Here is a 22,735-nt window from a genome sequence, read left to right on the forward strand (position 1 = left end):
TGTCTCGACCACGGCATCAAGGGCTTCAAACGCTACGTCGCCATGGCGGTATTGGCACGGAACATACAGCGCCTGGGTGCGGTGTTGCGCCAGCAGGAGCAAGAAGCCGCTCAACGAAAGCGCGGCCAGTACAAAAAAGCGGCCTGAGTTGAACAGGCTGCCCCGGCTTTGCAGACGACGGGAGAACTCTGTCCTCTGATCGCTCTACATGGGAACCGTTCTCATTTTTAGCGCGTTAAAGCTAAAAACCAACACCAGAAAGAAAACCATTCTCATTAGCGATGACCCCGCCGAGGCGCCGTTGGGTAAAAAATGGGGGTTTTCTTTCAGGCACTAATTATCGACGACCGGCTTGCAACCACCAAACGGGGACAAATGAAGCAGTCCGGGAAGAAACGATGGCAAAGCACGTTGTTCCTGTTTACTTCCCCCGGGAGAGTGGCTATTGTGCGCCGCGTAGTCGCAAGACTGCTGATCAGCCGAGCGGTTCAACCTTTCACGGGATAAACAGGTTCTACGCTGTCTTCTTCCATTTTCATTGCGTACCAACGGTTTCCATCCGACTCAGCTCATGTGCTGCCGTATTCGGATTATCCATCCGCTCAATCCCTCGGATTTGCTGTCAGAACTGAGACCAAACCCATGTACCCACCACGCCCTCTCCCCAGAAAGAAAAAACGCAGCCCACTACAATTCACCGCCACCTGTGCCATTGGCCTGGAAACTCTGGTCAGTGAGGAGATCACGGCTTTCGGCGGAGAGGCGCTGCTGTCCCGTGCCGGGGCGGTCTCATGGTCAGGCAATCTGGAAACCGGTTACCGGGCATGCCTATGGTCACGTTTCGCCTCACGCATTCTCCTTGAACTCAGCCAATTCGATGCCCCTGATACCGACTCCGTGTACAACCATGCCGGCGATATTCTCTGGGATGACCATTTTACCGCGAGTTCGACCTTTGCCGTCCATACCACTCTGGTGGACGCAACCCTCAGTCACAGCCAGTTTGCCTCATTACGGGTCAAGGATGCCATTGTCGACCAATTCCGTAAACGATTCGGCAAACGGCCGGACGTCAACCCACAACAGCCTGATATCCGTATCAATCTTCATGTTCGGGGCAGCGAAGCATCCCTGTCCCTCGACCTCTCGGGAGAAAGCTTGCATCGGCGTGGATATCGCACCGGTAGCGGCGAGGCCCCTCTCAAGGAAACTCTGGCAGCTGCTCTTGTCCGCCTATCCGGCTGGCCGGATCGGGTCGCGAGTGAACCGGTCCTCCTCGACCCGATGTGCGGTGGCGGCACCCTGTTGATTGAGGCTGCCCTCATGTTCAGCAACAGCCCCCCGGGCCTGCTTCGCAAAACCTTTGGCTTCATGGGCTGGAATAAGCATGACCACCAGCTCTGGGAACGCCTGGTTCAGGAGGCCCTGGAGCTGGAAGGCCAATCGATTCCGGAATGCTGGCCACGGTTCATCGGTTACGATGCCGACCCCAAGGCCGTGGCCGCGGCTCGAAAAAACGTGATCGCCGCGGGCCTCCGTGACGTGGTGATCATCAAACAAGGCCAATTGGCGCACCTGCGGAGCCCTGCACCCAGGGGTTGTTTGCTCACCAATCCACCTTATGGGGATCGGCTCTCGGAAAAGGAAACGGTCAAGTATCTGTACCGCTGTATAGGACGTATCTTCCGTGAACAGTTCCAGGACTGGACCCTGGGGGTTTTCACCGCCAACCCCGATTTAGCCGATGGCATGGGTATGGTCTGGGAGCAGCGCCACCGGCTGTTCAACGGTCCGATTCCATGCCGGCTGCTGACCGGCAGAAAAAATCATTTGGTTGAACGACCACCTGCCGTATGGATACCAAAACCGCTGCAGAGTACCGAACCAGGCCAGGATCTGGCCAACCGACTCCTGAAAAATTGCGCCGCTATCCTGCCTTGGGCACAACGGGAACAGATCACCTGTTTCCGCGTCTACGACGGCGATATCCCTGAATTCAATCTGGCCGTCGATCTGTATGAGGAATGGGTGCACGTCCAGGAGTATGCCCCACCGTCCTCCATCAATCCGCAAAAAGCCCGGGAGCGATTCAGCCTGGCGCTGCAGGTGATCCGCACAGTGTTCGATGTGCCCCGCAGCCGAGTTTTCATCAAAACCAGGCAGAAGCAGAAAGGCTCCCAGCAGTATCAGAAAAAGCCGGGATCCGGCACCCTGTATGAAGTTCGCGAAGGCGGCGCTCGGTTTCTGGTCAACTTCACCGATTATCTGGACACCGGTCTCTTTCTTGATCACCGGATCACCAGGGCCAGGCTTGGTATGCTTTCCCGGAGCAGGAGCTTTCTCAATCTGTTTGCCTATACTGGCTCGGCCACGGTCTATGCCGCCCTTGGCGGAGCCATCGGTACAACCACGGTCGATATCTCCGAGAGCTATCTTGGTCGAGCCCGTGCCAATCTGGCGCTCAACGGTTTTGGCGGCCCCCTGCATCAGACCGTTGCCGCCGATTGCCTGGAATGGCTTAAAAGCAACCGGGAACGCTATGGTGTTATCTTTCTCGATCCACCCACCTTTTCCAACGCCCGCCACCGCAAGCAGACCTTCTCTGTCCAGAACGATCACAGCACGTTGATACGTCTGGCCATGCAGCATCTGTCCCGAAGTGGTGTGCTCATCTTTTCTACTAATTATCGTCACTTTACAATGAACGAACACCTTTTTGACCAATATGAGGTGGTGGAGATAAGCGACCAGACCCTGCCCCGCGATTTCCAACGCAACCGTCGTATCCACCGGTGCTGGGAATTCAGGCATCAGCAGCAGCAAGTGCTCGAAGCGGAGCAAGAACAGCTATGAACATCGATCCCGGTGCGGAATCCGTTGTCATCGTTGATCAAGAAAACCACATCATCGGCACGGTTTCCCGCCGGATCATGCGACAGCAGCGGCTCATTCACCGGGCCGCATACATCTTTGTCTTCAACAGTGAAGGAGAATTGTTCGTGCAGAAACGGACAGCCAGCAAGGACATCTATCCGGGGTACTGGGATCTGGCAGCCGGCGGCGTTGTCCTTGCCGGAGAGAATTATGAAGATTCAGCCCGACGTGAACTGGCTGAAGAACTGGGGATCAAAGGTGGACGTCTGCGCCGTCTCTTTGATCACTATTATGAAGACGCGGACAACAGAGTCTGGGGCCGTATTTTTGTCTGCACCCACAACGGCCCGTTCAGCCTCCAGGCGGAGGAGATCGATGAAGGCTGCTTCATGCCCCTCACAGACATTGTCAGCCTGCAGAACACCGAACCGATCACCCCGGACGGGGTGCAGATTCTTCACCGTTTGACACAATTCGGTGGCGATATTGATTGATACGTTGGAACGAGATACCTAAAGCACAGGACCCACTGTTCAGGTCGGCAGTGATCAACGGATCAAAGCATGCTTGCCGGCGTCTTCCATAAACTCAGGAGTTCTCTGACGCCTTTGTCCGCCAGCTCCGCCATGGAGGTAAATAACTCCGGGTGAAACGGCTTCCCCTCGGCGGTCGTCTGCACCTCAATCCAGCGGCCATCGCCGCTCATGACAAAATTAGCGTCAACATCGGCGGATGAATCTTCTCCATAATCAAGATCAAGCAGCGGTCGACCGGCAACCACCCCGGCGCTGACCGCGGCTACCGGAAGGAGTGCGGGCGAGAAAGAGAGCTGTTGCCGCTCCACCATGTTAGTCAGCGCCTGTCGAATTGCCAGGGCACCGCCGGTGATGGCCGCGCAACGGGTACCGCCGTCGGCATTGATGACATCGCAATCAACCCGCAGTGTATACTCCCCCAGCAGGTTCAAATCGAGCATCATCCGCAGAGATCGGCCGATCAGCCGCTGGATTTCATAGGTTCGGCCGCTCCGGCCGGAAATGGCCTCCCTTCTCCCTCGACTGTGTGTTGCACAGGGGAGCATACCGTACTCAGCGGTGATCCAACCCTGACCCGTTCCCTTGAGAAAAGGAGGGACCGTCTCTTCGACGGTCACCGCGCAGAGTACATGGGTCTGACCCATTTTGATAAGGACCGAACCCTCGGCTGCGGGTTGCACCCCGTATTCGACCTGTACAGGTCGCAGGCCATCTTCGCGACGTTGATCACGGCGCATACCTCCTCCTTTATCAATAAACCTGGATCCGTGAGGGTTTCTCCGGACGCCCCGAAAGACGGCGGGCGACGCTGCATTACAAGAGATTGCGCCACATTTATAAGGAAACTACAGTAAAATATATCCCAAAACCAATTTCTGCCGTTACGGATTCAGGAGTATAACCAGGGTGATGCCAGGGTTGCCGCGGTTGAGGTCACGGTGAGCAGCCAGCACAGGAAAGCGGCGGAGCAATTGCCGGCCACGACCGGAACGGCCTTCAAACTCCTCGCCATAGACAACTTCCTGGATTTTTCCCTGATGGCGGAAAAAATCCAGCTGATGGCGCACCGCGGCCTTAATGGCACCACCGGCCCCGCTGGACCCGTACCCATGGATCAGGGTCAGCACTTTGAAACCCTGGCTTGCGGCGATCTTGAGCTCCATGTCCATCCTGGCCAGGGCCTGACGAACCATTGGTCTGCCTTTTTCCAGGTTGACCAGACGATGAACCGGTCCGGTCCACAATGGGGGCTCGACAGGCTTTTCAATCCGACAGTGGGGACAGAAAGTCGGTATTTCCTCTATTTCATTGCCGCACACACGGCACAGCATCACCCCCATCCTAACCGGACCCACCCAGCCATGTTGTCACCCCTGAATCCGTGAGCGTTTGTCCATACGTCAGTTTCGCTGTTGGTGGCCGTCCGATTACAGTTCATTTTATCGGACGGGTACAGGCGATGAAGATGAGGTGAGGACAGATGCCCCGAAGGACGGCCGGTGAGACGAAGTGTCAAAGATGACGTCACAAGTATCACCTGAGCACAGCACCATCCATCAAAAACAAGCGTCCTGTCGTCACGGATGCAGGGTCACCCTCACCTGTCATCGCCTGCGGACTTCAATGACCTCGGGCATCTGCAGCAGGTGCTGCTGAACCACCTGCAGATGCTTGAGGTCCACCACCTTGAGGATCACATCCAACTCGGCGATATTCTCGACCGTTGTACGCGCATTGAGTTCAACAATGTCGGCATCGTCGGCGCTGATCGTACCGCTGATTTCCGTCAGCAGACTTTTGCGATCCTCGGCCCGGATCAATAAAGCAGCCCGATGCGTTCTTTGCGGCGAGGAGGTCCAGGAAACATCCAGCCAGCGGTCGGGATCAGTGGCAAGGAGATTGGCACAGTCGGCCTTGTGGATGGAAATTCCCGAGCCAGTGGTAATGAATCCGATGATGGCATCACCCGGCACTGGACGACAGCACTGGGAAATTTTAACCAGCATGCCCTCCACTCCCTGAATATCAAAGGACTCGCTCTTGGCAACGTGCACCTTGCTCTCCTGAGCCGCATGCTGAGCCCTTTCCACCATCTCTGCTGCCCGCCGCTTTTCTTCGGCATCACGAAACTCCTCCGGTTGCAGGGCGCGCATCAACTGAGGTATAGTTAATGAACCGTTCCCCACCCGGATAAGCATATCATCCAGGGAGGCACAATGAAGCTGCTTGAGCAGCAATCGGAGATGGCCCCCCTTGAGCAGGCCTCGCAGATTGATATTGTATTTTTTCAGTTCCTTTTCGCAGATCTCCCGCCCGATTTTCAGCGATCGTTCCTTTTCTTCCAGCCGGAGATACTGACGAATCCGGTTGCGGGCCCTGCTGGTCTTGACCATCTGCAGCCAGGCCCGGCGGGGATGCTGCTGCTTTTGCGTAAGAATTTCGACAATATCGCCGTTTTGGAGTTCATATTTCAGTTGAACGATCTGTCCATTGACCTTGGCCCCGACACAGGTATCACCAACAGCGGAGTGGATGGCATAGGCAAAATCAATGGGCGTGCTGCCCCGGGGCAGTTCCCGGACTTCTCCGGTGGGCGTCAGGGCATAGATATCCGGTTCAAACAATTCGCCCCGCAGCGACTCCATAAATTCGGAGGGGTCTTCGACATCCTGGAGAGTTTGCACCAACTGCTTCAAGCTGTTGACCAGACGGGCATCACCACTGCTGATTTTCTGTCCTTCCTTATAGGCCCAATGGGCTGCCACCCCCTCCTGGGCGATGCGATCCATTTCCTCGGTGCGGATCTGAATTTCGATGAAATGACCACGGGGACCAGATACGGTGGTATGCAGGGATTGATAATTGTTCGACTTGGGTGCGCTGATGAAATCCTTGATCCGACCAGGAACCGGTGTCCATTCGGCATGCACCGTACCCAGAGCCTGGTAGCAATCCTTAACCGTGCCGACAATTATCCTGAAGGCCACCTTATCGTACACCCGCTCCAGCGGGATCTTCTGGACCACCAGCTTTTTATAGATCGAATACATATGCTTGGGACGGCCGATAATCCGGATCGGGACAACATTGCTGGTCTTGAGTTTTTCGTGCAGAATTGCGATGACTTCATCGACATAGGCCCGACGCTCAGCCAAGGTACTTTCAAGGTGCCTGTTAAGGTCAGCATATTCGACCGGAAACAAGTACTTGAAGGCGAGATCCTCCAACTCACGCTTGAGCCATTCGATGCCGATGCGACTGGCCAGCGGTGCATAGAGATCCATGGTTTCTCTAGCCTTGGCCCGCCTTTCCTCTTCGTCAAGAGCATCCAGGAAGAGCATGTCCTGTAACCGGTCTGCGAGCTTAACCAACAGTACCCGGATATCAGCCCCCATGGCCAGGAGAAGTTTACGAATATTTTCAGCCTGATGCGTCAGCTTGGAATTATAGCGGACATTGGTGATCCGAGTTGCCCCGTCCACGATATGAGCAACATCATTGCCGAATTTCTTGCGTACTTCCTCAAGGGTGGCCACGTTTTCCTTAAGGGTGCCATGGAGCAATCCGGCAATAATGCTGTCAAGGTCCAGCCTCATGGCGGCCAGACTTGAAGCCACCATCAACAGGTGGTCGACATAGGGTTCGCCGTTGACAAATTCCTGTCCGGCGTGCCGCTCGACCACAAATTCGTAGGCCTCGGTCAACGGGGCCAGATCAACGCCCTGGAGATGCCCGGAGGCCAGGGACAGAAGATGCTTGATATCCGACATCTTTTTCTTTTGTTTGCAGGGAGACGTCTGTCTCCTTTCTGTTCAAAAAAACAACGTGCGCAGTTACCACCAGTTCCGGGGTTGCAGTTGTGTGCCTTGCCGCGAATCTCCATCGTAAGCAGTCACAGGTACCCAGGCTGGTGGAACCTTGCAACGGAGCCCCAATAAATCGAGGATCAAAGGGCGGATTGTATCAGGTCGGCAAGGTATGCTCCGCTTCCTTCAAGGGCCAGAACCTCCATTGCCCCCGTTTTTCTGGACCGCAACTCGACCTTCCCCTCTTCCGCAAATATTTTTCCCACCGTAAGACGATAAGGAATGCCGAGCAGATCGGCGTCGTTGAACTTGGATCCCGGCCGCTCGTCACGATCATCGAGAAGAACATCCAATCCGTGGGAGCGCAAATCAGTATACAATTGCTCCGCCGCCTGACAGTAGCGTTCATCCTTGGGGCCGAGATTGAGGATAATCACCTGGAAAGGGGCCAGGGGCAGAGGGAAAATAATTCCTTTACTGTCATGATTCTGTTCAATGGCCGCCGCCACCACTCGACTGACGCCGATGCCGTAGCACCCCATAACAAAGGATTTTTCCTGCCCGTCGCTGTCCTGAAAAGTAGCATGCATGGCATCTGAATAGCCGGTGCCCAGTTTAAATATATGCCCGACCTCGATGCCTTCTTTGAGTTCCAGATCGCCGCCACAGGAAGGACAATGGTCGCTGGTGTCGATCTGGCGCAGATCTCCCACAACCTCGGGCTGAAAATCTCGCCCCGGATTGACCCCGGTGAAATGGTGTCCTTTTTCGTTGGCCCCGGCAATACTGTTGACCATCCCCATGATCTCCTGATCCGCCACCACTTTCACCGCAAGACCCACAGGACCCAAATAACCGGCTGGCAAACGAAGCTGTTCCCAGATCTGTTCTTCGTCCAAGGGTGCAATATCGGTGGCGCCAAGCAGATTTTTCAGTTTCACGGACTGGACCACGCGATCACCCCGGACCAGAACCGCTACGGGGGTCTTGTCAACATGATAGAACAGGGTTTTGATCACCTCGCTGGGACGCACCTTGAAAAACTCCGCTACTTTTTCCACCTTTTTTATTCCGGGGGTCTCCGCGCGGACAAGATTGTCCACAGGCTTCCGGGTCGATTCAATTGGTTTGGCGGCAATAGCGGCTTTTTCGACATTAGCGGCGTAACTGCAGGAACGACAGATCACCAGGGTATCTTCGCCGGTCTCGGCCAGGACCATGAATTCATGGGAAAAAGAACCGCCGATGGCACCGCTGTCTGCCTCAACCGCACGGAAATCGAGGCCACAGCGGGTGAAAATACGATGATACGCATCGCGCATGGTTTCGTAACTCTGACTGGCTCCGGCATCGTCGACATCAAAGGAATAGGCGTCCTTCATCACAAACTCCCGACAACGCATCAATCCGAACCGGGGGCGGATTTCATCGCGAAACTTCGTCTGAATCTGATACAGGTTCACCGGCAGTTGCCGGTAGGACTGCATCTCGCGGCGGGCAATATCAGTGACCACCTCTTCGTGCGTGGGACCAAGACAATACTCACGCTCATGACGATCCCGAAAACGAAGCAATTCCGGTCCATACTTCTGCCAGCGGCCCGATTCCTGCCAGAGATCACCTGGCTGAACCATGGGCATGAGAATTTCCTGGGCGCCGGCACGGTTCATCTCCTGGCGGACAATGTCCGTTACCTTCTGCAAAGCCATGAATCCCAGAGGCAGGAAGGTATACATCCCCGAAGTCAGTTTGCGGATAAAACCGCCGCGAACAAGGAGTTGATGACTGACAACCTCGGCCTCGGAAGGGGTCTCCTTCGCAGTTGGCAACAGCATCTGTGAATAACGCATTTCATTTCTCCATTGGCGAGTGCAAGTAAAGCAGGTATGCGGCCGAGTCATGAACCATGACGGGCGCGTCCGGTTTTTTCGGCTTCCAGTTTATCCAGTTCCTCAAGAAAGACGGACAGCAGTTCAGCTTCCGGAACTTTCCTGAAGATTTCACCTTTTTTGAAAATAATGCCAACGCCGTGTCCACCGGCAATGCCGATATCAGCCTCGCGAGCCTCTCCAGGGCCATTGACCACACATCCCATCACCGCAACCTTGATCCGGGCCTGCATAGTCTGCAGGTGCTGTTCGACCTTCTCCGCCAGGGAAAAAAGATCAATCCGGGTTCGGCCGCAGGTTGGGCAGGAGATCAATTCCGGGCCACGCTGACGGATATGCAGGGCGCGCAGCAGTTCGAATCCGACCCTGATTTCCTCCACCGGATCACGGGTGAGGGATATGCGAAAGGTGTCACCAATGCCCTCGAAGAGCAAAATACCGAGGGCAACGCTCGACTTGACCGTGCCGGGGATGAGCCCGCCGGCCTCGGTGACACCAAGATGGAGCGGATAATCGGTGCGTTGGGCCAGTTGCCTGTATCCGGCAATAGTGGTCAGAGGATCAGCGGATTTGATTGAAATCTTGATCTCGGAAAACCCTTCTGCCTCAAGAAGACCCACCTTGTTCAGGGCACTTTCGATGAGGGCGTTTGGGTGGGTTGGCGTTGGATAGCCGTACTGCTTGAGCACCTCTTTTTCAATCGAGCCAGAATTGACACCAACCCGGATAGGTACCCCGTGCATCCTGGCTGCCGCCACCACCCGGGCAAGCTTATCCGGACCACCAAGATTGCCGGGATTGATCCTGATTCCCTGAGCACCATGCTCCATGGCCGCCACCGCCAACCGAGAATCGAAATGAATGTCAGCAACCAGAGGCAGGGTGATGGCCGCTCTGATGGCCTTGATGGCTTGCGCGGCATCCATGTCAGGAACAGCCACCCGAACAAGCTCACACCCGGCCAGCGCCAGCCGCTGAATCTGTGCCACTGTTGCCGCCACATCAGCAGTGTCGGTATTGGTCATTGATTGTACCGAAACAGGGGCGCCTCCGCCAATGGCCAGACCACCAACATGAATGCGACGGGTTTTCCTACGTTCAATCATGGGTTGTGTTCCTGTTTGGTCCAGGAGAAATACGCAGATTCAGTTCTGCCTCCGAGGCCCGGACATAGAGCGGTTGACGATCCGTAATACCGTCCCCGCCCCCTTCCGTCAGTCGTTGGGCAGCACAAAAACCAACCAGCGCCGCCCGGGGATGCACAGGGCCTGCCGGCAGTATGCGGATCATCCCGATTCCCTCACACCAGGGTTGACAAACCCGTACTCCAGGTCCGGCCAAGAGCGTCGGTTCCCGGATACTCCGGAGAAGCTGTTCCGGGGTCAAAGCCAGATAGCCGCTGATGCGAACCGGAGCGCAGTCGCTGTTGTAGCGATAAAACGCGGCATACACCTGCTGTTTGCGGGCATCCAGCACCCAGCAGACCTGCAGGTCAACAGCCATGCCCGCGGCTGCCATGCCGTCAAGAGTGGCCACCCCAACCAGGGGCACAGCTGCCGCCATGGCAACCCCCTGTGCCGCGGCCATCCCAATACGCAGCCCAGTAAAGGAACCCGGCCCTCTGCTCACAGCCACCGCATCCAGATCCTTCCAGTCGGTCCGGGCAGCGGACATCATGGTCTCGATGACACCGAGTAACCGCCGCGAGTGAGTCAGTTCAGGTTGAAGGGTATACTCGGCCAGAACTCTGCCATCGCGAATACACCCTCTGGTCAACGCGACACTGCCACAACCCGTTGCCGTTTCGATGGACAGGATCAGGGCATCAACCATCGCCTAACCAAGCGAATAATATCATTATAAAAAACAAAAATCATCAAGGTGCCGAGGATGGCGATACCGATTCGCTGACTGATCTCCATGGCCCGTTCACTGAGGGGTTTACGCCGAATCGCCTCCAAGGAGAGAAAAACCAGATGGCCTCCGTCAAGAATCGGAATGGGCAGCAGATTGAGGATACCGAGATTGATACTCAGCAGTCCCATGAAAAAGAACAGGTTCATCCAACCGGCCTCAAGTTGCTGACCGGCGATTTCCGCGATGCGGATCGGTCCCCCGAGTTCGCTGGCGGGTATGATCCGCTGCACCATCTTGACGATCCCAACCATCGTCAAATAGCCAAGATTCCAGGTCTGTATCAACGCGGCCTGACCGGACTCGACCAGGGAAACTTGAGCGTAACGGACCTCATCGCTGCGCACGATACCGAGCATATAGCGCTCCCCCACGGTCTCGCCAAACAGATTGGTGACACTCTGAATGGTGGGTTGGGCGGTGAAGGTCAAGGTTTCCCCTTGGCGATCCACGAGAAGCGTCAGAGGCTCCCCTCCACTATCGCGGATGGAATCCGAGACATGGGTCCAGGATTCCGTGGGCTGGTCATTGATGGCCAGGAGGACATCACCCTTCCTGAGCCCAACCTGCTCGGCAACTGACCCTTCGCTGACCTGTCCGATTCTGGTGGAGTCCACCGGCTCTGGAAGTCCGGCGAAAAAGAACATGAGAAAAAACAGGAGCACGGCGAACACCAGATTGAAAAACGGTCCGCCGAAAACAATAGCAAAACGCTGCCAAACCGGCTTGTGAGAAAAAGAAAAACGTTGTTCTTCCGGGTTGATATCCTCGCCTTTGTGATCACCGAACATTTTCACATATCCACCGAGAGGAAAGGCGCTGATGATATATTCAGTATCTCCCCACTTTCTGCTGATCAACTTGTTGCCGAAACCAAGGGAAAATTTTAGAACCCGGACCCCAAAGGCCTTCGCGAGCAGAAAGTGACCCAGTTCATGAACAAAGATGAGGACACCAAGGACAATTGTGAAAGAAAGAATGGAATTCATGAAAATTCTATGGACTCATTTTGAAAAAACTGTTGACCGGATGCAAGTGGTCGATAGTCACATCAGGCCACTGTACCCGTTGACCAAGGTAGCATATAGGGACGATCGGGCAGCAGCGCTCTTTTCCCTCTTTCCTGGATCCGTGAGCGTTTCGTCCGCACGCCCCGAAGGACGGCTGGTGAAGGTTCTTTTTAAGAATTTTGATGAAATTATAATATAATTACAGCAAGATATACCCAAAAAATCGTCCAGCCGTCACGGAATCAGGCCTTTGCGTACCAGCCCGGTTGTCCACAGATGGAATGCTGGTGAAGGAACATGGAACAACAGGGGCCAACCATCCGGCGGTCACTGTCAAGTTCAGGTGGCCGGAATTTCCTGGCCGGCGATGATACGGGCTTCGCCATCGGCAGCCAGGATCGCTTCAAGATCCAATTCATCTCCCTGTGCGGTTTTCTCCAGGGTCGTGCCGACAATTTCAGCGATCCGGGGAAAAGCTATCCGGCCGGCTAAGAAAGCCTCCACCGCCACCTCATTGGCGGCATTGAGCACTGCCGGCTTGACACCACCCATTGCCAGAGCCCGATAGGCCAGCGCCAAGGCGGGAAATCGATCCGAGGCCGGTTGTTCAAAGGCCAGATGACCGCACTGGGAAAGAGATAAAGGGACCAATCCCAGATCAAGGCGTTCCGGATACGTCAGCGCATAGGCTATGGGAATACGCATATCCGGCACACCAAGCTGGGCAACAACCGCACCGTCCCGGAACTCAACCAGAGAGTGGACAATGGACTGCGGATGCACCACCACCTCAATACGTTCCGGGTCCATGTCAAACAACCAACGGGCCTCGATCACCTCCAGGCCTTTGTTCATCAGGGTAGCCGAATCGATGGAAATCTTTCGGCCCATATCCCAATTCGGATGGGCCAGAGCCTGGTCGGGGGTCGCTGTCTCCATCGTTTCCCGACTCCAGGTACGAAATGGCCCTCCTGACGCGGTCAGAATGATTCTAGCCACATCCTGACGCCGGCCGGCTTCCAGGGCCTGAAATATGGCGCTATGTTCAGAATCGATGGGGAGCAGCCGTACCTTTCGTTGACGCGCGGTGCTCATGATCAATCGACCGGCCATGACCAGAGTCTCTTTATTGGCAAGGCCGATGTCCTTGCCGGCTTTGATGGCGGCCAGCGCGGGGAGAAGGCCAACGGCTCCAACAACGGCTGAAACCAGCATGTCCGCGGACGGCAGGGTCGCGATGGTGCAGTTGCCCTCCATTCCGTGCAGGATACGGGTTCGATAGTGCACGGGCAGTTTTTCAGCCAGGGAAGGCACCAGAGAGGCATCGGCCACGGAAACAAACTCCGGTTCGAACTCAAGGACCTGCTGAGCAAGCAGGTTAATCTGCCGACCTGCTGCAAGGCCGATGAGGCGAAAACGGTCAGGGAACTGGCGGACTACGGCCAGTACATTTCTGCCGATGGAGCCGGTTGAACCCAGCAAGGCGAGCGTTTTCATGGCAGAATCCCGAAATGCAGCAGATAATACAGCACCGGGCCGGTCAGCAGTAAACTGTCGATGCGGTCAAGAATCCCCCCATGACCAAATAAAATGGTCCCGGAATCCTTGACCCCCATGGATCGCTTGATCATTGACTCGGTCAGGTCACCGGCGATACCAACAACGACAAGGAGTGCAGCCGAGGCGACCAGCACCAGGAAACCTGTATCTGCTGGAGCGAAAAAATACAACAGGCCAGCGACGTTGAGGCCTGCCAGCAGGCCACCCACGCTACCGGCGATGGTCTTTTTGGGACTGATCTGAGGAAAAAGCTTCCGTTTCCCGAAGGCTCTGCCGGCGTAGTAGGCGCCGGTGTCAGACCCGGCAACCACGGCTGTGAGCAGGATCAGCCAGAAGGAACCATGATCATGAAACCGAAGCAACACCACATGGGCAATGCACAGAGAAATATAGAGAATAGCAAACCCGGTACAGCTGATATTGGCAAAAACATCTTCGCGTACGCTGTAGCGACTGAGGGCGACAAAAACCGTTGCCAGCAGACTGAAAACAACACCAGCAAGGACAAGGTCTTCTCTGCCTGTGCAGGCGGCCAGGACCGGTATGAGACTGAAAACTATGGCGCTTGACAGGAAGGAACCGGAAAGCGAAGGCCTGGTCATACGAAAAAATTCGTGCAGCGCCACTCCCGCCGCACCAAGAAGAACCACCCCGAACAATAAAGGGGCTCCATAGAGCAAGAGCAGCAGCCAGCCGCCAGCCATGAGAATCCCGGGAATTACTCGGCTCATGACTGATCACTCCGCATCCAAGTGGACAACAATCCTGCCGAACCGGCGCTGACGGCTTTGGTAGGTTTCCAGGGCCTTGAAGAATTGATCTTTTCTGAAATCAGGCCATTTAACATCGGTGAAATACAGCTCGGCGTAGGAAAGTTGCCAGAGAAGAAAATTGGACAAACGGCGTTCTCCACCAGTACGGATGAGCAGGTCTGGATCGGGTTGACCGGCAGTAAAGAGATGGTCGCTGATGGTGGTTTCGGTCAAGTTTTCCCAGGCGAGGTCGCCTCGACAGCATTTTTCCGCCATGGCCTGCATGGCGTGAACCAGCTCACTGCGGCCTCCATAACTCAGCGCCAGGTTCAGCGTCATACCCGCACAGGCCCGGGTATCGTCGATGGTTTTCACCAGTGTCTTGCGAACTTCCTTGGGCAGCCTGTCCGGATCCCCAAGACAACAGAGGCGAATATCGTTCTTCAGCATGGTTTCCAGTTCAGACTGGAGATACCTCTGGAGTAAGTTCATCAATCCGGAGACTTCATGAGCTGGCCGATTCCAGTTCTCGGTCGAAAAAGCGTACAGGGTAAGATACCCTATCCCCAGGGACCGGGTTGTTTCAATAATCTCCCGAACCGAATCAACTCCTGCTTTATGGCCAAAAAGACGGGGACGTTTCCGTTCCTCCGCCCACCGGCCGTTGCCATCCATGATGATGGCAACATGGGAGGGCAAGGGTGTGTTTTTTTCAGTATCTTCCACGTCTGCACGCCCTGGCGCTGTAAATAAGGAGGCTACACCTCCATAACTTCCTTTTCCTTGCCACTGACGATCTCATCAATCAGACTGACAAAAGTATCTGTTTCCTTTTGGGCGCTGTCCTGGAGAGTAAACATTTCGTCCTCTGAAATCTCCTTCTCTTTTTTTAGTTTTTTCAGAGTATCATTGGCCTCCCTGCGAACGGCACGAATCGCTACTTTATATTCTTCACCGGTCTTTTTAACCTGTTTGACCAACTCTTTCCGCCTGTCACCGGTCAGTGGAGGTATGGTCAGACGGATGACATTACCGTCACTGCTGGGAGTTAAGCCAAGATCGGAGGCTAAAATAGCCTTTTCAACCGCAGGTAACACCTGTGGGTCCCAGGGTTTTATGATTATCAGATTATTTTCCGGTACAGTCAGGGCCCCAACCTGATCCATAGGGAGCAGAGAACCGTAGGCCTTGACTTTAATACCGTCCAGGAGTGACAGTGAGGCCCTGCCGGTTCTGATCTTCACCAGTTCGCGTTTCAGTGCCTCAACACTTGATTCCATCTTCTCTCTTAACTGCTCTATGATAGCGTTTGTCATATCACCCTCGCAATAGTGTGCTTGCCGTGGCAGAACGTCGCTGTATATGAACAAGCAATCATTACTCGACCATTCTCGGGCGGATTGCCGCCATGGCTTCTCAGTTTGTGATCAGCGTACCGACATCCTCACCTTGCACCGCTCTAACGATGTTTCCCGGAACGGTCATATTAAAAACAAGTGTGGGCAGGCCATTATCCCGGGCCAGAGAAATACCGGCTGCGTCCATGACTCGCAGGTCTTCACGTAAGACCGTCTTGTAGGTGAGAGTGGTGAACCGGACCGCGTTTTCATCCTGTTCAGGGTCGCGGTCATAGACACCGTCAACCCGCGTGGCTTTCATGATCACATCAGCTTTGATCTCGAGCGCCCGAAGGACTGCGGCGGTGTCCGTAGTAAAATAGGGATTCCCGGTACCGGCAGCAAAAATAACCACTCTGTTGTTCTCCAGATGTTCCAGAGCCCGCAACCGTTCATACGGTTCGCAGACATTGTGCATGGCGATGGCTGACATGACCCTGGTGGGGATCCCAAGAGTTTGGAGACCATCTTGAACAGCAAGGGAATTCATCACCGTTGCCAGCATCCCCATGTTATCAGCTGAACTGCGATCCATTCCGCTGGCAGCCCCGGCCACCCCGCGGAAAATATTGCCGGCCCCGATGACAAGCGCCAACTCAATCCGGAGTGTGCGCAGAACCTGGACCTCCTGAGCAACATAACGGACAACATCGGTACTGATTCCATAGGCCCCACTCCCCATCAGCGCTTCACCGCTGATTTTCAGGAGTACCCTTTTAAACTTCATGTCAGTGGTTTCCATAATTCAGAACGGCCTTGCTGATAGACCATCAACCAATCTGGAACCGGGCAAATTTCTTGATCGAAATATTCTCACCCATTTTGGCCACTAATTCGTTGAGCAGATCTTGTACGCTTAAATCCGGATTTTTGACATATTTCTGTTCAAGGAGACAGATTTCACTCAGATATTTCTCAATTTTGCCGCCAACCATCTTTTCGACGATCTGTTGTGGTTTACCGGATTCAAGAGCCTGGTTGACGTAAATGTCCTTCTCCCTCTGCAGGATTTCAGCCGGAACCTCTTCCCGACTGACCGCGACTGGATTCATAGCCGCAATGTGCATGGCCACAGCCTTGGCAAAGGCCTTGAAATCATCGGTTTTAGCGACAAAATCAGTTTCGCAGCCCACCTCGACCATCACTCCCAACTTACCACCGGCATGAATATACGATTCGACAACCCCTTCCCGGGTTTCCCGCCCGGCACGCTTTGCCGCGACCGCCAACCCTTTCTGCCGCAAAAAATCCACGGCTTTTTCCATGTCACCGGCGGTTTCGGCCAAAGCCTTCTTGCAGTCCATCATTCCGGCATTGGTTTTATCACGAAGTTCCTTTACCATTTGGCTTGTAATATTCACGTTGTCCTCTCCTTGAGTACAGAAATTATTTCAATCTTAACAACCACAATGCAGTGGAGCAGGTTCTGCAAACATACCGCTCGGGATTCTTAATCGTTCGATTCAACAGCAAACGAGAGTATCTTTCATGAGCTTGAATCCGTAACGGCTGGACTTTTGTTTTGGGTATAGCTTGCTGTCATCAATTATAATTGAGGCAGAACTATTGATAATAACCTTTACCAGGCGCCCTTGGGGGGGGTCCGACCGTACGTTATCTTCATTGCCCGTCTCCGCCCGATAACGTGTTTTTTCATCGAACGGTCACAGACTATAAAACTGACGAACGAACGAACGTTCTCGGATCCAGGTTGAGAATAAAGGATAAATCTGGTCGATATAACATCCGTCCGCACTGAACTGCCGATACCGGTGCAGACGGATGTAATCAGACTGGACGTGGACAAGCGGGTGAGACGAACAATATAAAACTACTCCTCTTCCACCTTGGCTGTCATTTCCTCGCTGATGTCCTCGGTCATGGCAGCTTCAAGGTCTTCCACGTTTGGTTCGGTCTCCTCACCCCGTTGCGCCTTGCCTTCAAGGACGGCCTCCGCCATCATCGAAGTGATTAAGCGAATCGCCCGAATCGCGTCGTCATTGCCAGGGATGACGTAGTCGATGCCATCAGGGTCACAGTTGGTATCAGTCAGAGCAATGACAGGGATACCCAACTTACGAGCCTCACCCACGGCAATATCTTCATTTTTGGGATCAACCACAAAAAGAAGATCCGGGAGAGTGCGCATATTTTTTATTCCACCGATATTTCGATCTAATTTAATTCGCTCTTTTTCCATCTTGAGAATTTCCTTTTTGGGGAAACGGTTGATGGATCCATCGGTTTGCATGTTTTCTATTTTTTTCAGGCGGTCAACTGAGTTTTTAATGGTCTGGAAATTGGTCATCATGCCGCCGAGCCAACGATGATTGATAAAATACATGCCACATCGTTCAGCTTCTTCGCGAATAATGGTCTGTCCCTGCCTTTTGGTGCCAACAAACAAAACAGATCCACCCTTGGCCACGGTATCAACCATGGTGGCGTAGGCTTTTCTGAAGAGCTTCATGGTGATGTCGAGATTGACGATATAGATACCGTTTCTCGGCCCGTAAATGTACGGTTTCATTTTCGGGTTCCATCTTCTCGTCTGATGACCAAAGTGCAGCCCGGCTTCAAGCATTTGTCGCATTGTCACAGTTGCCATGTTCTTCTCCTTGTTCTGGTTAAGCCTCCATCCCGACGCCGATTTCATCGTAGCGATAAAACACCAGGGCCTCAAAAAGGGATGTGCGAAATAAGGCGCAGTTTGCGCGCCGTTGATAAACAGTGCATGGTATCATACCCTGGAAAAAACATCAAGCATGTCCCTCGTATCAACAGGTATACCCCGTCCGCCAGACAATCATTGTCCCTGTTTACCGGAGGGAAGAAATAGACGCTATGGCCTGGGAACTCGAACCATTTGCCAGCGTTTCATAGACGGATAAACAGCCTGACGACCTCTGGTAATCCCAAGGCGTCTGCCTGATAACCTGCGGGTGAAGCACAGAAGAACGGTTTCTATTTCTTTACCAGATTGGTTTTCCTTCCAAGAACATGCATGATCCATTGGAAACCAAAACGGAGCAGATGGGCATCGTCCCGGCTGATACGTCGACGCTCGTCTTTAGAAAAATCGAACTGCTGGACCAATCTATTCTGTTCAACATACACTCGGAACGAATCGATATTATAACACACCATGAACGCCAGTTGCTGATATGGCCCGGCCTTGCCCTCCCCTGCCCAGGGATTGGTCGAGAAAAATGCGTCAACTTCGGCCCAGAGATCATTGTAGTAATTATATTCATCCAACCCCTGTTCACGTTCCCACTGTTTGATAGTATAGGTGTGTTTTTGTTCATGCCCAAGGCAGTAGGGGTGCCGGGTCATGAAATAGTGAATCCTTAATGGAGAACCTTCACCTGTCTGCTCAACACCCCTTTCAAGTGGATAGGTTCTGCAGGCAGATGGCCGATGCTGATACACTGTACACCCGTCGACTCCGAGAAAAGGGCAAGGATGATCATCCTCCTCGGCTAACAGCAACTTCAAACCCGGGAAAAAAGGATGGCTCCCTTCGCAGAGTCGGGTATGTTTTTTGAGAAAATCGGATGAATGCATTTGCCGGCACTGTTTCAATCGCACTATATCATAGGGAAACAGCAGCATATCAACATCACGACAGCAGGTCTGGAAGCAGGGAACCTCGGAATGGCAGTGAAAGGTAAAGCCCTGAGGGTCAATGGGGGATCGACCCGGAAGCGAAAAGAATTTGGATGACATGGCGAAAGAAAAATTGAGGAAAAAAAAGGCCGGCATGAATTCTCATACCGGCCTTGCACAAATCAAAAAAGGTCATTATTGAACTTGAGTGGTTGCTACCTCTCCAGATTGCTCAGAAAAATCGACAAGTTCAATGATCGCCATCGGAGCCGCATCGCCTAACCTGTTTCCTGTGCGAATGATCCGCGTGTATCCTCCCTGCCGATTCGCATAATGGACACTGATTTGATCAAACAGTTTGGCGACAATATCCTTGGATCGAATATAGGACAGAGCCTGTCGGCGGGCATGCAGGTCCCCCCTCTTTCCAAGGGTGATCATCTGCTCTGCAATACGCCGCGCTTCCTTGGCTTTTGGCACGGTTGTCACTATTCTTTCCTGATCCAGCAGGGAAGTAACCATATTTCTCAGCATGGCCTCACGATGTGCAGTGGTGCGACCGAGTCTGCGTCCGGTTTTTCTGTGTCTCATGGTCGGGTCCTTTTCTTTATGCAGTATTCCATTGCAGGATAATTGCTCCGGTGCGGTTATTCGTCAGCTGTTTCCTCTCGCTGATCGGGTGCTACCCACCCATCGTATTTCATACCGAGACTGAGGCCATGTCCTGAAAGGAGTGCTTTGATTTCATTCAATGATTTACGACCGAAATTTTTAGTTTTCAGCATTTCGGCGTCGGTTTTATTAACCAGTTGCCCTATATACTGAATTTGAGCATTTTTCAGGCAATTTGCCGAGCGGACAGAAAGCTCAAGGTCTTCGACATTTTTATCAAGAAAAGGTGGATAGTTCTTATCGTCATCACCACCTTCGACGCGCTCTGGGGGTTTTGCTATCTCTTCGTTGAAATTGATGAATATAGTCATCTGTTCCTTGAGGATTTTAGCTGCATACGCAAGGGCGTTCTGTGGCTCGACACTGCCGTCTGTTTCAATTTCCATGGTCAGGCGATCGTAATCTGTCTGTTGCCCCACCCTGGCTTGGCTGACGACATACTGAACCCGAATAATGGGAGAAAAAGCAGCATCAATAGGAATGACGCCTATGGGTTGCCCTTCTTTTTTGTTCTGGTCGGCCGATATATATCCTTTCCCCCACTGCACCTCAAGTTCAGCTTGAAACACCGTATCACTGGTGATTGAGCAGATGTGAAGATCAGGGTTCATCACTTCAACTGCGGTTCCGCCTTGAATATCTCCTGCTTTCACTTCACCAGGACCTTTTGTTTCAATCATGACGGTCCTTGCGTCTGGGTCGTTGAGTTTCAACCGAACCTGTTTCAGATTGAGAATGATCTCGGCAACATCTTCATGGACCCCGTCAATGGTTGTAAATTCATGCTGAGCATTATTGATTCGGACGGAAATGATGGCAGCGCCGCGAATAGAGGAAAGCATTATCCGGCGCAGTGAATTACCTATTGTCGTTGCGAATCCTCGCTCTAAAGGATAGCAGACAAATTTTCCATACCGTTCTGTCAGACCACCTTCATCGACCTCCAGTTTTTCTGGATATATGAGGGTGTGCCAGTTTTTGTAGAAGGGATTTTCATCCCGTATTTCCTGTACCATGCGATACCCGACGATAGAAGTTACTTGGAATACAGCTCGACAATCAGCTGTTCCTGGATCGGCATCGTTATCTCTTCTCTGTTCGGTAATGCTTTGACAGTTCCTTGAAATTTAGTCTGATCAAGTTCGAGCCAGCTGGGTACCCCTCTGCGCACAGCACCTTCAAGATTGTCAGCGATCACCGCGTTTTTTAGATTTTTCGGGCGTAAAGCGATGACATCTCCAGGTTTGACCTGGTACGAGGGTATATTGACTTTTTTTCCATTAACTGTGAACAGACCATGGCGCGCCATCTGCCGCCCCTGATTTCGTGAACTTGCAAATCCCATTCGATACAGGGTGTTGTCAAAGCGTCTCTCCAACATGAACAGCAAAATTTCTCCTGTTACGCCTGTTCCTGCATCGGCATTCTTGAAGAAACGATGGAACTGTGCCTCGAGCATGCCATACATTTGCTTGACTTTTTGTTTTTCACGTAGCTGAAGAGCATAGTTGGAAACTTTCCGAAATCGGTTTTGTCCATGCTGTCCAGGAGCAAAAGAGCGTCTTTCAAAGGCGCATTTGTCTGAGTAGCAGCGATCGCCTTTGAGGAACATTTTCAGGTTTTCGCGTCTGCAGAGCCTGCAGGATGCACCAGTATATCTAGCCAATGTGTACCTCCACGTATGAGCCTGATTTTATATGAAATAGAGGGTAGAACCAGGACACACTCAGACTCGCCGTCGTTTTGGCGGTTTACATCCGTTGTGCGGCAAGGGAGTGACGTCAACGATGCGACTGACTTCAAGTTCAGCGCTGATCAAGGCACGCAGAGCAGCTTCACGCCCTGGTCCGGGTCCCTTGACCCTGACTTCGACCTTGCGCAGTCCGTGTTCCTTTGCCTTGGTAACGGCATCAGTTAATGCATTCTGGGCGGCAAATGGGGTGGATTTTCTTGAACCTTTGAAGCCGAGAACTCCAGCACTGGACCATGAAAGCGTATTGCCTTGCCTGTCTGAAATCGTTATCACTGTGTTATTGAAGGTCGAATAGATAAAGACAACTCCTTCCGGGATATTCTTTTTATCTTTTCTTTTTACTTTTACGTTTCCTTTGCCTGCCTTTGCCATACCTGCTCCTGGTTCTCTCTGTTATCAGGATGAATCACTTGGAATTATTTCTTACGCACTGCAGCGCCGCGTCTGGGACCTTTCCTGGTCCTGGCATTGGTTTTCGTTCTCTGTCCATTGCAGGGAAGCCCGCGCCGATGGCGACGACCGCGGTAACACCCCAAATCCATCAGTCGTTTGATATCCATCGAGACTTCACGCCGTCGATCTCCCTCGACGACATATTCATTTTCAATGATAACCCTGATCCTGTTGATATCATCGCTACTCAAATCATCACTGTTCATCTGGTACGGCAAATCGGCCTTATCCAGGATCTGACGCGAGGTGGTGATGCCAATGCCATATATATAGGTCAACGCCCGATCCATGTGTTTGTTGCGTGGAAGATCCACACCTGCTATACGTGCCAAGTCTATGCTCCTTAATCTGAATCCTGCGAGTTCGTTGTTTCAGGTGGGGTTAGCCCTGTCGCTGTTTGTGTTTTTTATTGGGGCAGTTGACCCTGACAACACCATTGCGTTTGAAAACTTTGCAGTCGCTGCATATTTTTTTTACTGACGAACGCACTTTCATGACACTCTCCTGACT

The 22,735-nt window shown here is 53.1% G+C and carries 22 protein-coding genes and 1 pseudogene; 2 read left to right on the forward strand and 21 right to left on the reverse strand.

Features of this window, described 5'->3' with window-relative positions:
* Positions 1-642: 642 nt before the first annotated feature.
* Positions 643-2,853: a bifunctional 23S rRNA (guanine(2069)-N(7))-methyltransferase RlmK/23S rRNA (guanine(2445)-N(2))-methyltransferase RlmL gene (gene rlmKL, locus JWG43_RS02110; RefSeq protein WP_205241166.1), complete on the forward strand. Its 2,211-nt coding sequence runs from the start codon at positions 643-645 to the stop codon at positions 2,851-2,853.
* Positions 2,850-3,368 carry an NUDIX hydrolase YfcD gene (yfcD, locus tag JWG43_RS02115; protein ID WP_205241167.1) on the forward strand — a complete coding sequence of 173 codons (519 nt, stop codon included), beginning with the start codon at positions 2,850-2,852 and terminating at the stop codon, positions 3,366-3,368. The genes rlmKL and yfcD overlap by 4 nt, the downstream gene beginning before the upstream one ends.
* A 62-nt stretch (positions 3,369-3,430) precedes the next feature.
* Here the strand turns inward: yfcD and rph are convergent, their stop codons facing one another.
* The 21 genes and pseudogenes from rph to rpmJ all read right to left on the reverse strand — a co-directional run bounded on the left by rph (position 3,431) and on the right by rpmJ (position 22,720).
* Positions 3,431-4,147 carry a ribonuclease PH gene (gene rph, locus JWG43_RS02120; RefSeq protein ID WP_205241168.1) on the reverse strand — a complete coding sequence of 239 codons (717 nt, stop codon included), beginning with the start codon at positions 4,145-4,147 and terminating at the stop codon, positions 3,431-3,433.
* Positions 4,148-4,291: 144 nt separating this feature from the next.
* Positions 4,292-4,741 (reverse strand): hypothetical protein, encoded by a 450-nt coding sequence (locus JWG43_RS02125; RefSeq protein ID WP_205241169.1) that lies wholly within the window; start codon positions 4,739-4,741, stop codon positions 4,292-4,294.
* 273 nt (positions 4,742-5,014) lie between these two features.
* Positions 5,015-7,180, reverse strand: coding sequence for a RelA/SpoT family protein (locus JWG43_RS02130; protein ID WP_205241170.1), 2,166 nt, complete (start codon positions 7,178-7,180; stop codon positions 5,015-5,017).
* 176 nt (positions 7,181-7,356) lie between these two features.
* A complete protein-coding gene (locus JWG43_RS02135; protein WP_205241171.1) occupies positions 7,357-9,066 on the reverse strand; it encodes a proline--tRNA ligase in 1,710 nt (569 codons plus the stop codon).
* Positions 9,067-9,113: 47 nt separating this feature from the next.
* On the reverse strand, positions 9,114-10,211 hold the full coding sequence (ispG, locus tag JWG43_RS02140; RefSeq protein WP_205241172.1) for a flavodoxin-dependent (E)-4-hydroxy-3-methylbut-2-enyl-diphosphate synthase: 1,098 nt from the start codon (positions 10,209-10,211) through the stop codon (positions 9,114-9,116).
* Positions 10,204-10,938, reverse strand: coding sequence for a tRNA (adenosine(37)-N6)-threonylcarbamoyltransferase complex dimerization subunit type 1 TsaB (gene tsaB, locus JWG43_RS02145; protein ID WP_205241173.1), 735 nt, complete (start codon positions 10,936-10,938; stop codon positions 10,204-10,206). Before tsaB ends, ispG begins: the two co-directional genes overlap by 8 nt.
* Complete coding sequence (gene rseP, locus JWG43_RS02150) at positions 10,923-12,008, reverse strand: RIP metalloprotease RseP (protein ID WP_205241174.1); 1,086 nt, start codon at positions 12,006-12,008, stop codon at positions 10,923-10,925. Before rseP ends, tsaB begins: the two co-directional genes overlap by 16 nt.
* A gap of 360 nt (positions 12,009-12,368) precedes the next feature.
* On the reverse strand, positions 12,369-13,526 hold the full coding sequence (locus JWG43_RS02155) for a 1-deoxy-D-xylulose-5-phosphate reductoisomerase (protein ID WP_205241175.1): 1,158 nt from the start codon (positions 13,524-13,526) through the stop codon (positions 12,369-12,371).
* Entirely contained in the window at positions 13,523-14,320 is a 798-nt protein-coding gene (locus JWG43_RS02160) for a phosphatidate cytidylyltransferase (RefSeq protein WP_205241176.1), read from the reverse strand. Before JWG43_RS02160 ends, JWG43_RS02155 begins: the two co-directional genes overlap by 4 nt.
* A gap of 6 nt (positions 14,321-14,326) precedes the next feature.
* Positions 14,327-15,067: an undecaprenyl pyrophosphate synthase gene (gene uppS / locus JWG43_RS02165; protein ID WP_205241177.1), complete on the reverse strand. Its 741-nt coding sequence runs from the start codon at positions 15,065-15,067 to the stop codon at positions 14,327-14,329.
* Positions 15,068-15,099: 32 nt separating this feature from the next.
* Entirely contained in the window at positions 15,100-15,657 is a 558-nt protein-coding gene (frr, locus tag JWG43_RS02170) for a ribosome recycling factor (protein ID WP_205241178.1), read from the reverse strand.
* Positions 15,658-15,757: 100 nt separating this feature from the next.
* A complete protein-coding gene (gene pyrH, locus JWG43_RS02175) occupies positions 15,758-16,465 on the reverse strand; it encodes a UMP kinase (protein WP_205241179.1) in 708 nt (235 codons plus the stop codon).
* Positions 16,466-16,508: 43 nt separating this feature from the next.
* Positions 16,509-17,111: pseudogene (gene tsf, locus JWG43_RS02180) on the reverse strand (translation elongation factor Ts); the annotation flags it as partial.
* A gap of 458 nt (positions 17,112-17,569) precedes the next feature.
* Entirely contained in the window at positions 17,570-18,346 is a 777-nt protein-coding gene (rpsB, locus tag JWG43_RS02185; RefSeq protein ID WP_205241181.1) for a 30S ribosomal protein S2, read from the reverse strand.
* Positions 18,347-18,702: 356 nt separating this feature from the next.
* Positions 18,703-19,503 carry a YkgJ family cysteine cluster protein gene (locus tag JWG43_RS02190; RefSeq protein ID WP_240193326.1) on the reverse strand — a complete coding sequence of 267 codons (801 nt, stop codon included), beginning with the start codon at positions 19,501-19,503 and terminating at the stop codon, positions 18,703-18,705.
* A 39-nt stretch (positions 19,504-19,542) separates the two neighbouring features.
* A complete protein-coding gene (rplQ, locus tag JWG43_RS02195; protein WP_205241182.1) occupies positions 19,543-19,938 on the reverse strand; it encodes a 50S ribosomal protein L17 in 396 nt (131 codons plus the stop codon).
* Between the two features lie 56 nt (positions 19,939-19,994).
* A complete protein-coding gene (locus JWG43_RS02200; protein WP_205241183.1) occupies positions 19,995-21,035 on the reverse strand; it encodes a DNA-directed RNA polymerase subunit alpha in 1,041 nt (346 codons plus the stop codon).
* A 20-nt stretch (positions 21,036-21,055) separates the two neighbouring features.
* Positions 21,056-21,685: a 30S ribosomal protein S4 gene (gene rpsD, locus JWG43_RS02205; RefSeq protein ID WP_205241184.1), complete on the reverse strand. Its 630-nt coding sequence runs from the start codon at positions 21,683-21,685 to the stop codon at positions 21,056-21,058.
* 60 nt (positions 21,686-21,745) lie between these two features.
* Complete coding sequence (gene rpsK / locus JWG43_RS02210) at positions 21,746-22,144, reverse strand: 30S ribosomal protein S11 (RefSeq protein ID WP_205241185.1); 399 nt, start codon at positions 22,142-22,144, stop codon at positions 21,746-21,748.
* A 44-nt stretch (positions 22,145-22,188) separates the two neighbouring features.
* Positions 22,189-22,557: a 30S ribosomal protein S13 gene (rpsM, locus tag JWG43_RS02215; RefSeq protein WP_205241186.1), complete on the reverse strand. Its 369-nt coding sequence runs from the start codon at positions 22,555-22,557 to the stop codon at positions 22,189-22,191.
* A 49-nt stretch (positions 22,558-22,606) separates the two neighbouring features.
* Complete coding sequence (rpmJ, locus tag JWG43_RS02220) at positions 22,607-22,720, reverse strand: 50S ribosomal protein L36 (protein ID WP_205241187.1); 114 nt, start codon at positions 22,718-22,720, stop codon at positions 22,607-22,609.
* Positions 22,721-22,735: the final 15 nt, after the last annotated feature.

Source organism: Desulfobulbus alkaliphilus (genome assembly GCF_016918545.1).
Lineage (GTDB): Bacteria > Desulfobacterota > Desulfobulbia > Desulfobulbales > Desulfobulbaceae > Desulfobulbus > Desulfobulbus alkaliphilus.

Bases quoted from the DNA above. Each gene is read 5' to 3' on its own strand.
- JWG43_RS02130 (WP_205241170.1), bottom strand. From the start codon at position 7,180: ATGTCGGATATCAAGCATCTTCTGTCCCTGGCCTCCGGGCATCTCCAG.
- yfcD (WP_205241167.1), top strand. From the start codon at position 2,850: ATGAACATCGATCCCGGTGCGGAATCCGTTGTCATCGTTGATCAAGAA.
- JWG43_RS02155 (WP_205241175.1), bottom strand. From the start codon at position 13,526: ATGAAAACGCTCGCCTTGCTGGGTTCAACCGGCTCCATCGGCAGAAAT.
- ispG (WP_205241172.1), bottom strand. From the start codon at position 10,211: ATGATTGAACGTAGGAAAACCCGTCGCATTCATGTTGGTGGTCTGGCC.
- rpsB (WP_205241181.1), bottom strand. From the start codon at position 18,346: ATGGCAACTGTGACAATGCGACAAATGCTTGAAGCCGGGCTGCACTTT.
- JWG43_RS02160 (WP_205241176.1), bottom strand. From the start codon at position 14,320: ATGAGCCGAGTAATTCCCGGGATTCTCATGGCTGGCGGCTGGCTGCTG.
- JWG43_RS02135 (WP_205241171.1), bottom strand. From the start codon at position 9,066: ATGCGTTATTCACAGATGCTGTTGCCAACTGCGAAGGAGACCCCTTCC.
- JWG43_RS02125 (WP_205241169.1), bottom strand. From the start codon at position 4,741: ATGCTGTGCCGTGTGTGCGGCAATGAAATAGAGGAAATACCGACTTTC.
- rlmKL (WP_205241166.1), top strand. From the start codon at position 643: ATGTACCCACCACGCCCTCTCCCCAGAAAGAAAAAACGCAGCCCACTA.
- pyrH (WP_205241179.1), bottom strand. From the start codon at position 16,465: ATGAAGTTTAAAAGGGTACTCCTGAAAATCAGCGGTGAAGCGCTGATG.
- JWG43_RS02190 (WP_240193326.1), bottom strand. From the start codon at position 19,503: ATGCCGGCCTTTTTTTTCCTCAATTTTTCTTTCGCCATGTCATCCAAA.
- tsaB (WP_205241173.1), bottom strand. From the start codon at position 10,938: ATGGTTGATGCCCTGATCCTGTCCATCGAAACGGCAACGGGTTGTGGC.
- rpmJ (WP_205241187.1), bottom strand. From the start codon at position 22,720: ATGAAAGTGCGTTCGTCAGTAAAAAAAATATGCAGCGACTGCAAAGTT.
- rpsK (WP_205241185.1), bottom strand. From the start codon at position 22,144: ATGGCAAAGGCAGGCAAAGGAAACGTAAAAGTAAAAAGAAAAGATAAA.
- rph (WP_205241168.1), bottom strand. From the start codon at position 4,147: ATGCGCCGTGATCAACGTCGCGAAGATGGCCTGCGACCTGTACAGGTC.
- rplQ (WP_205241182.1), bottom strand. From the start codon at position 19,938: ATGAGACACAGAAAAACCGGACGCAGACTCGGTCGCACCACTGCACAT.
- JWG43_RS02200 (WP_205241183.1), bottom strand. From the start codon at position 21,035: ATGGTACAGGAAATACGGGATGAAAATCCCTTCTACAAAAACTGGCAC.
- frr (WP_205241178.1), bottom strand. From the start codon at position 15,657: ATGACAAACGCTATCATAGAGCAGTTAAGAGAGAAGATGGAATCAAGT.
- rseP (WP_205241174.1), bottom strand. From the start codon at position 12,008: ATGAATTCCATTCTTTCTTTCACAATTGTCCTTGGTGTCCTCATCTTT.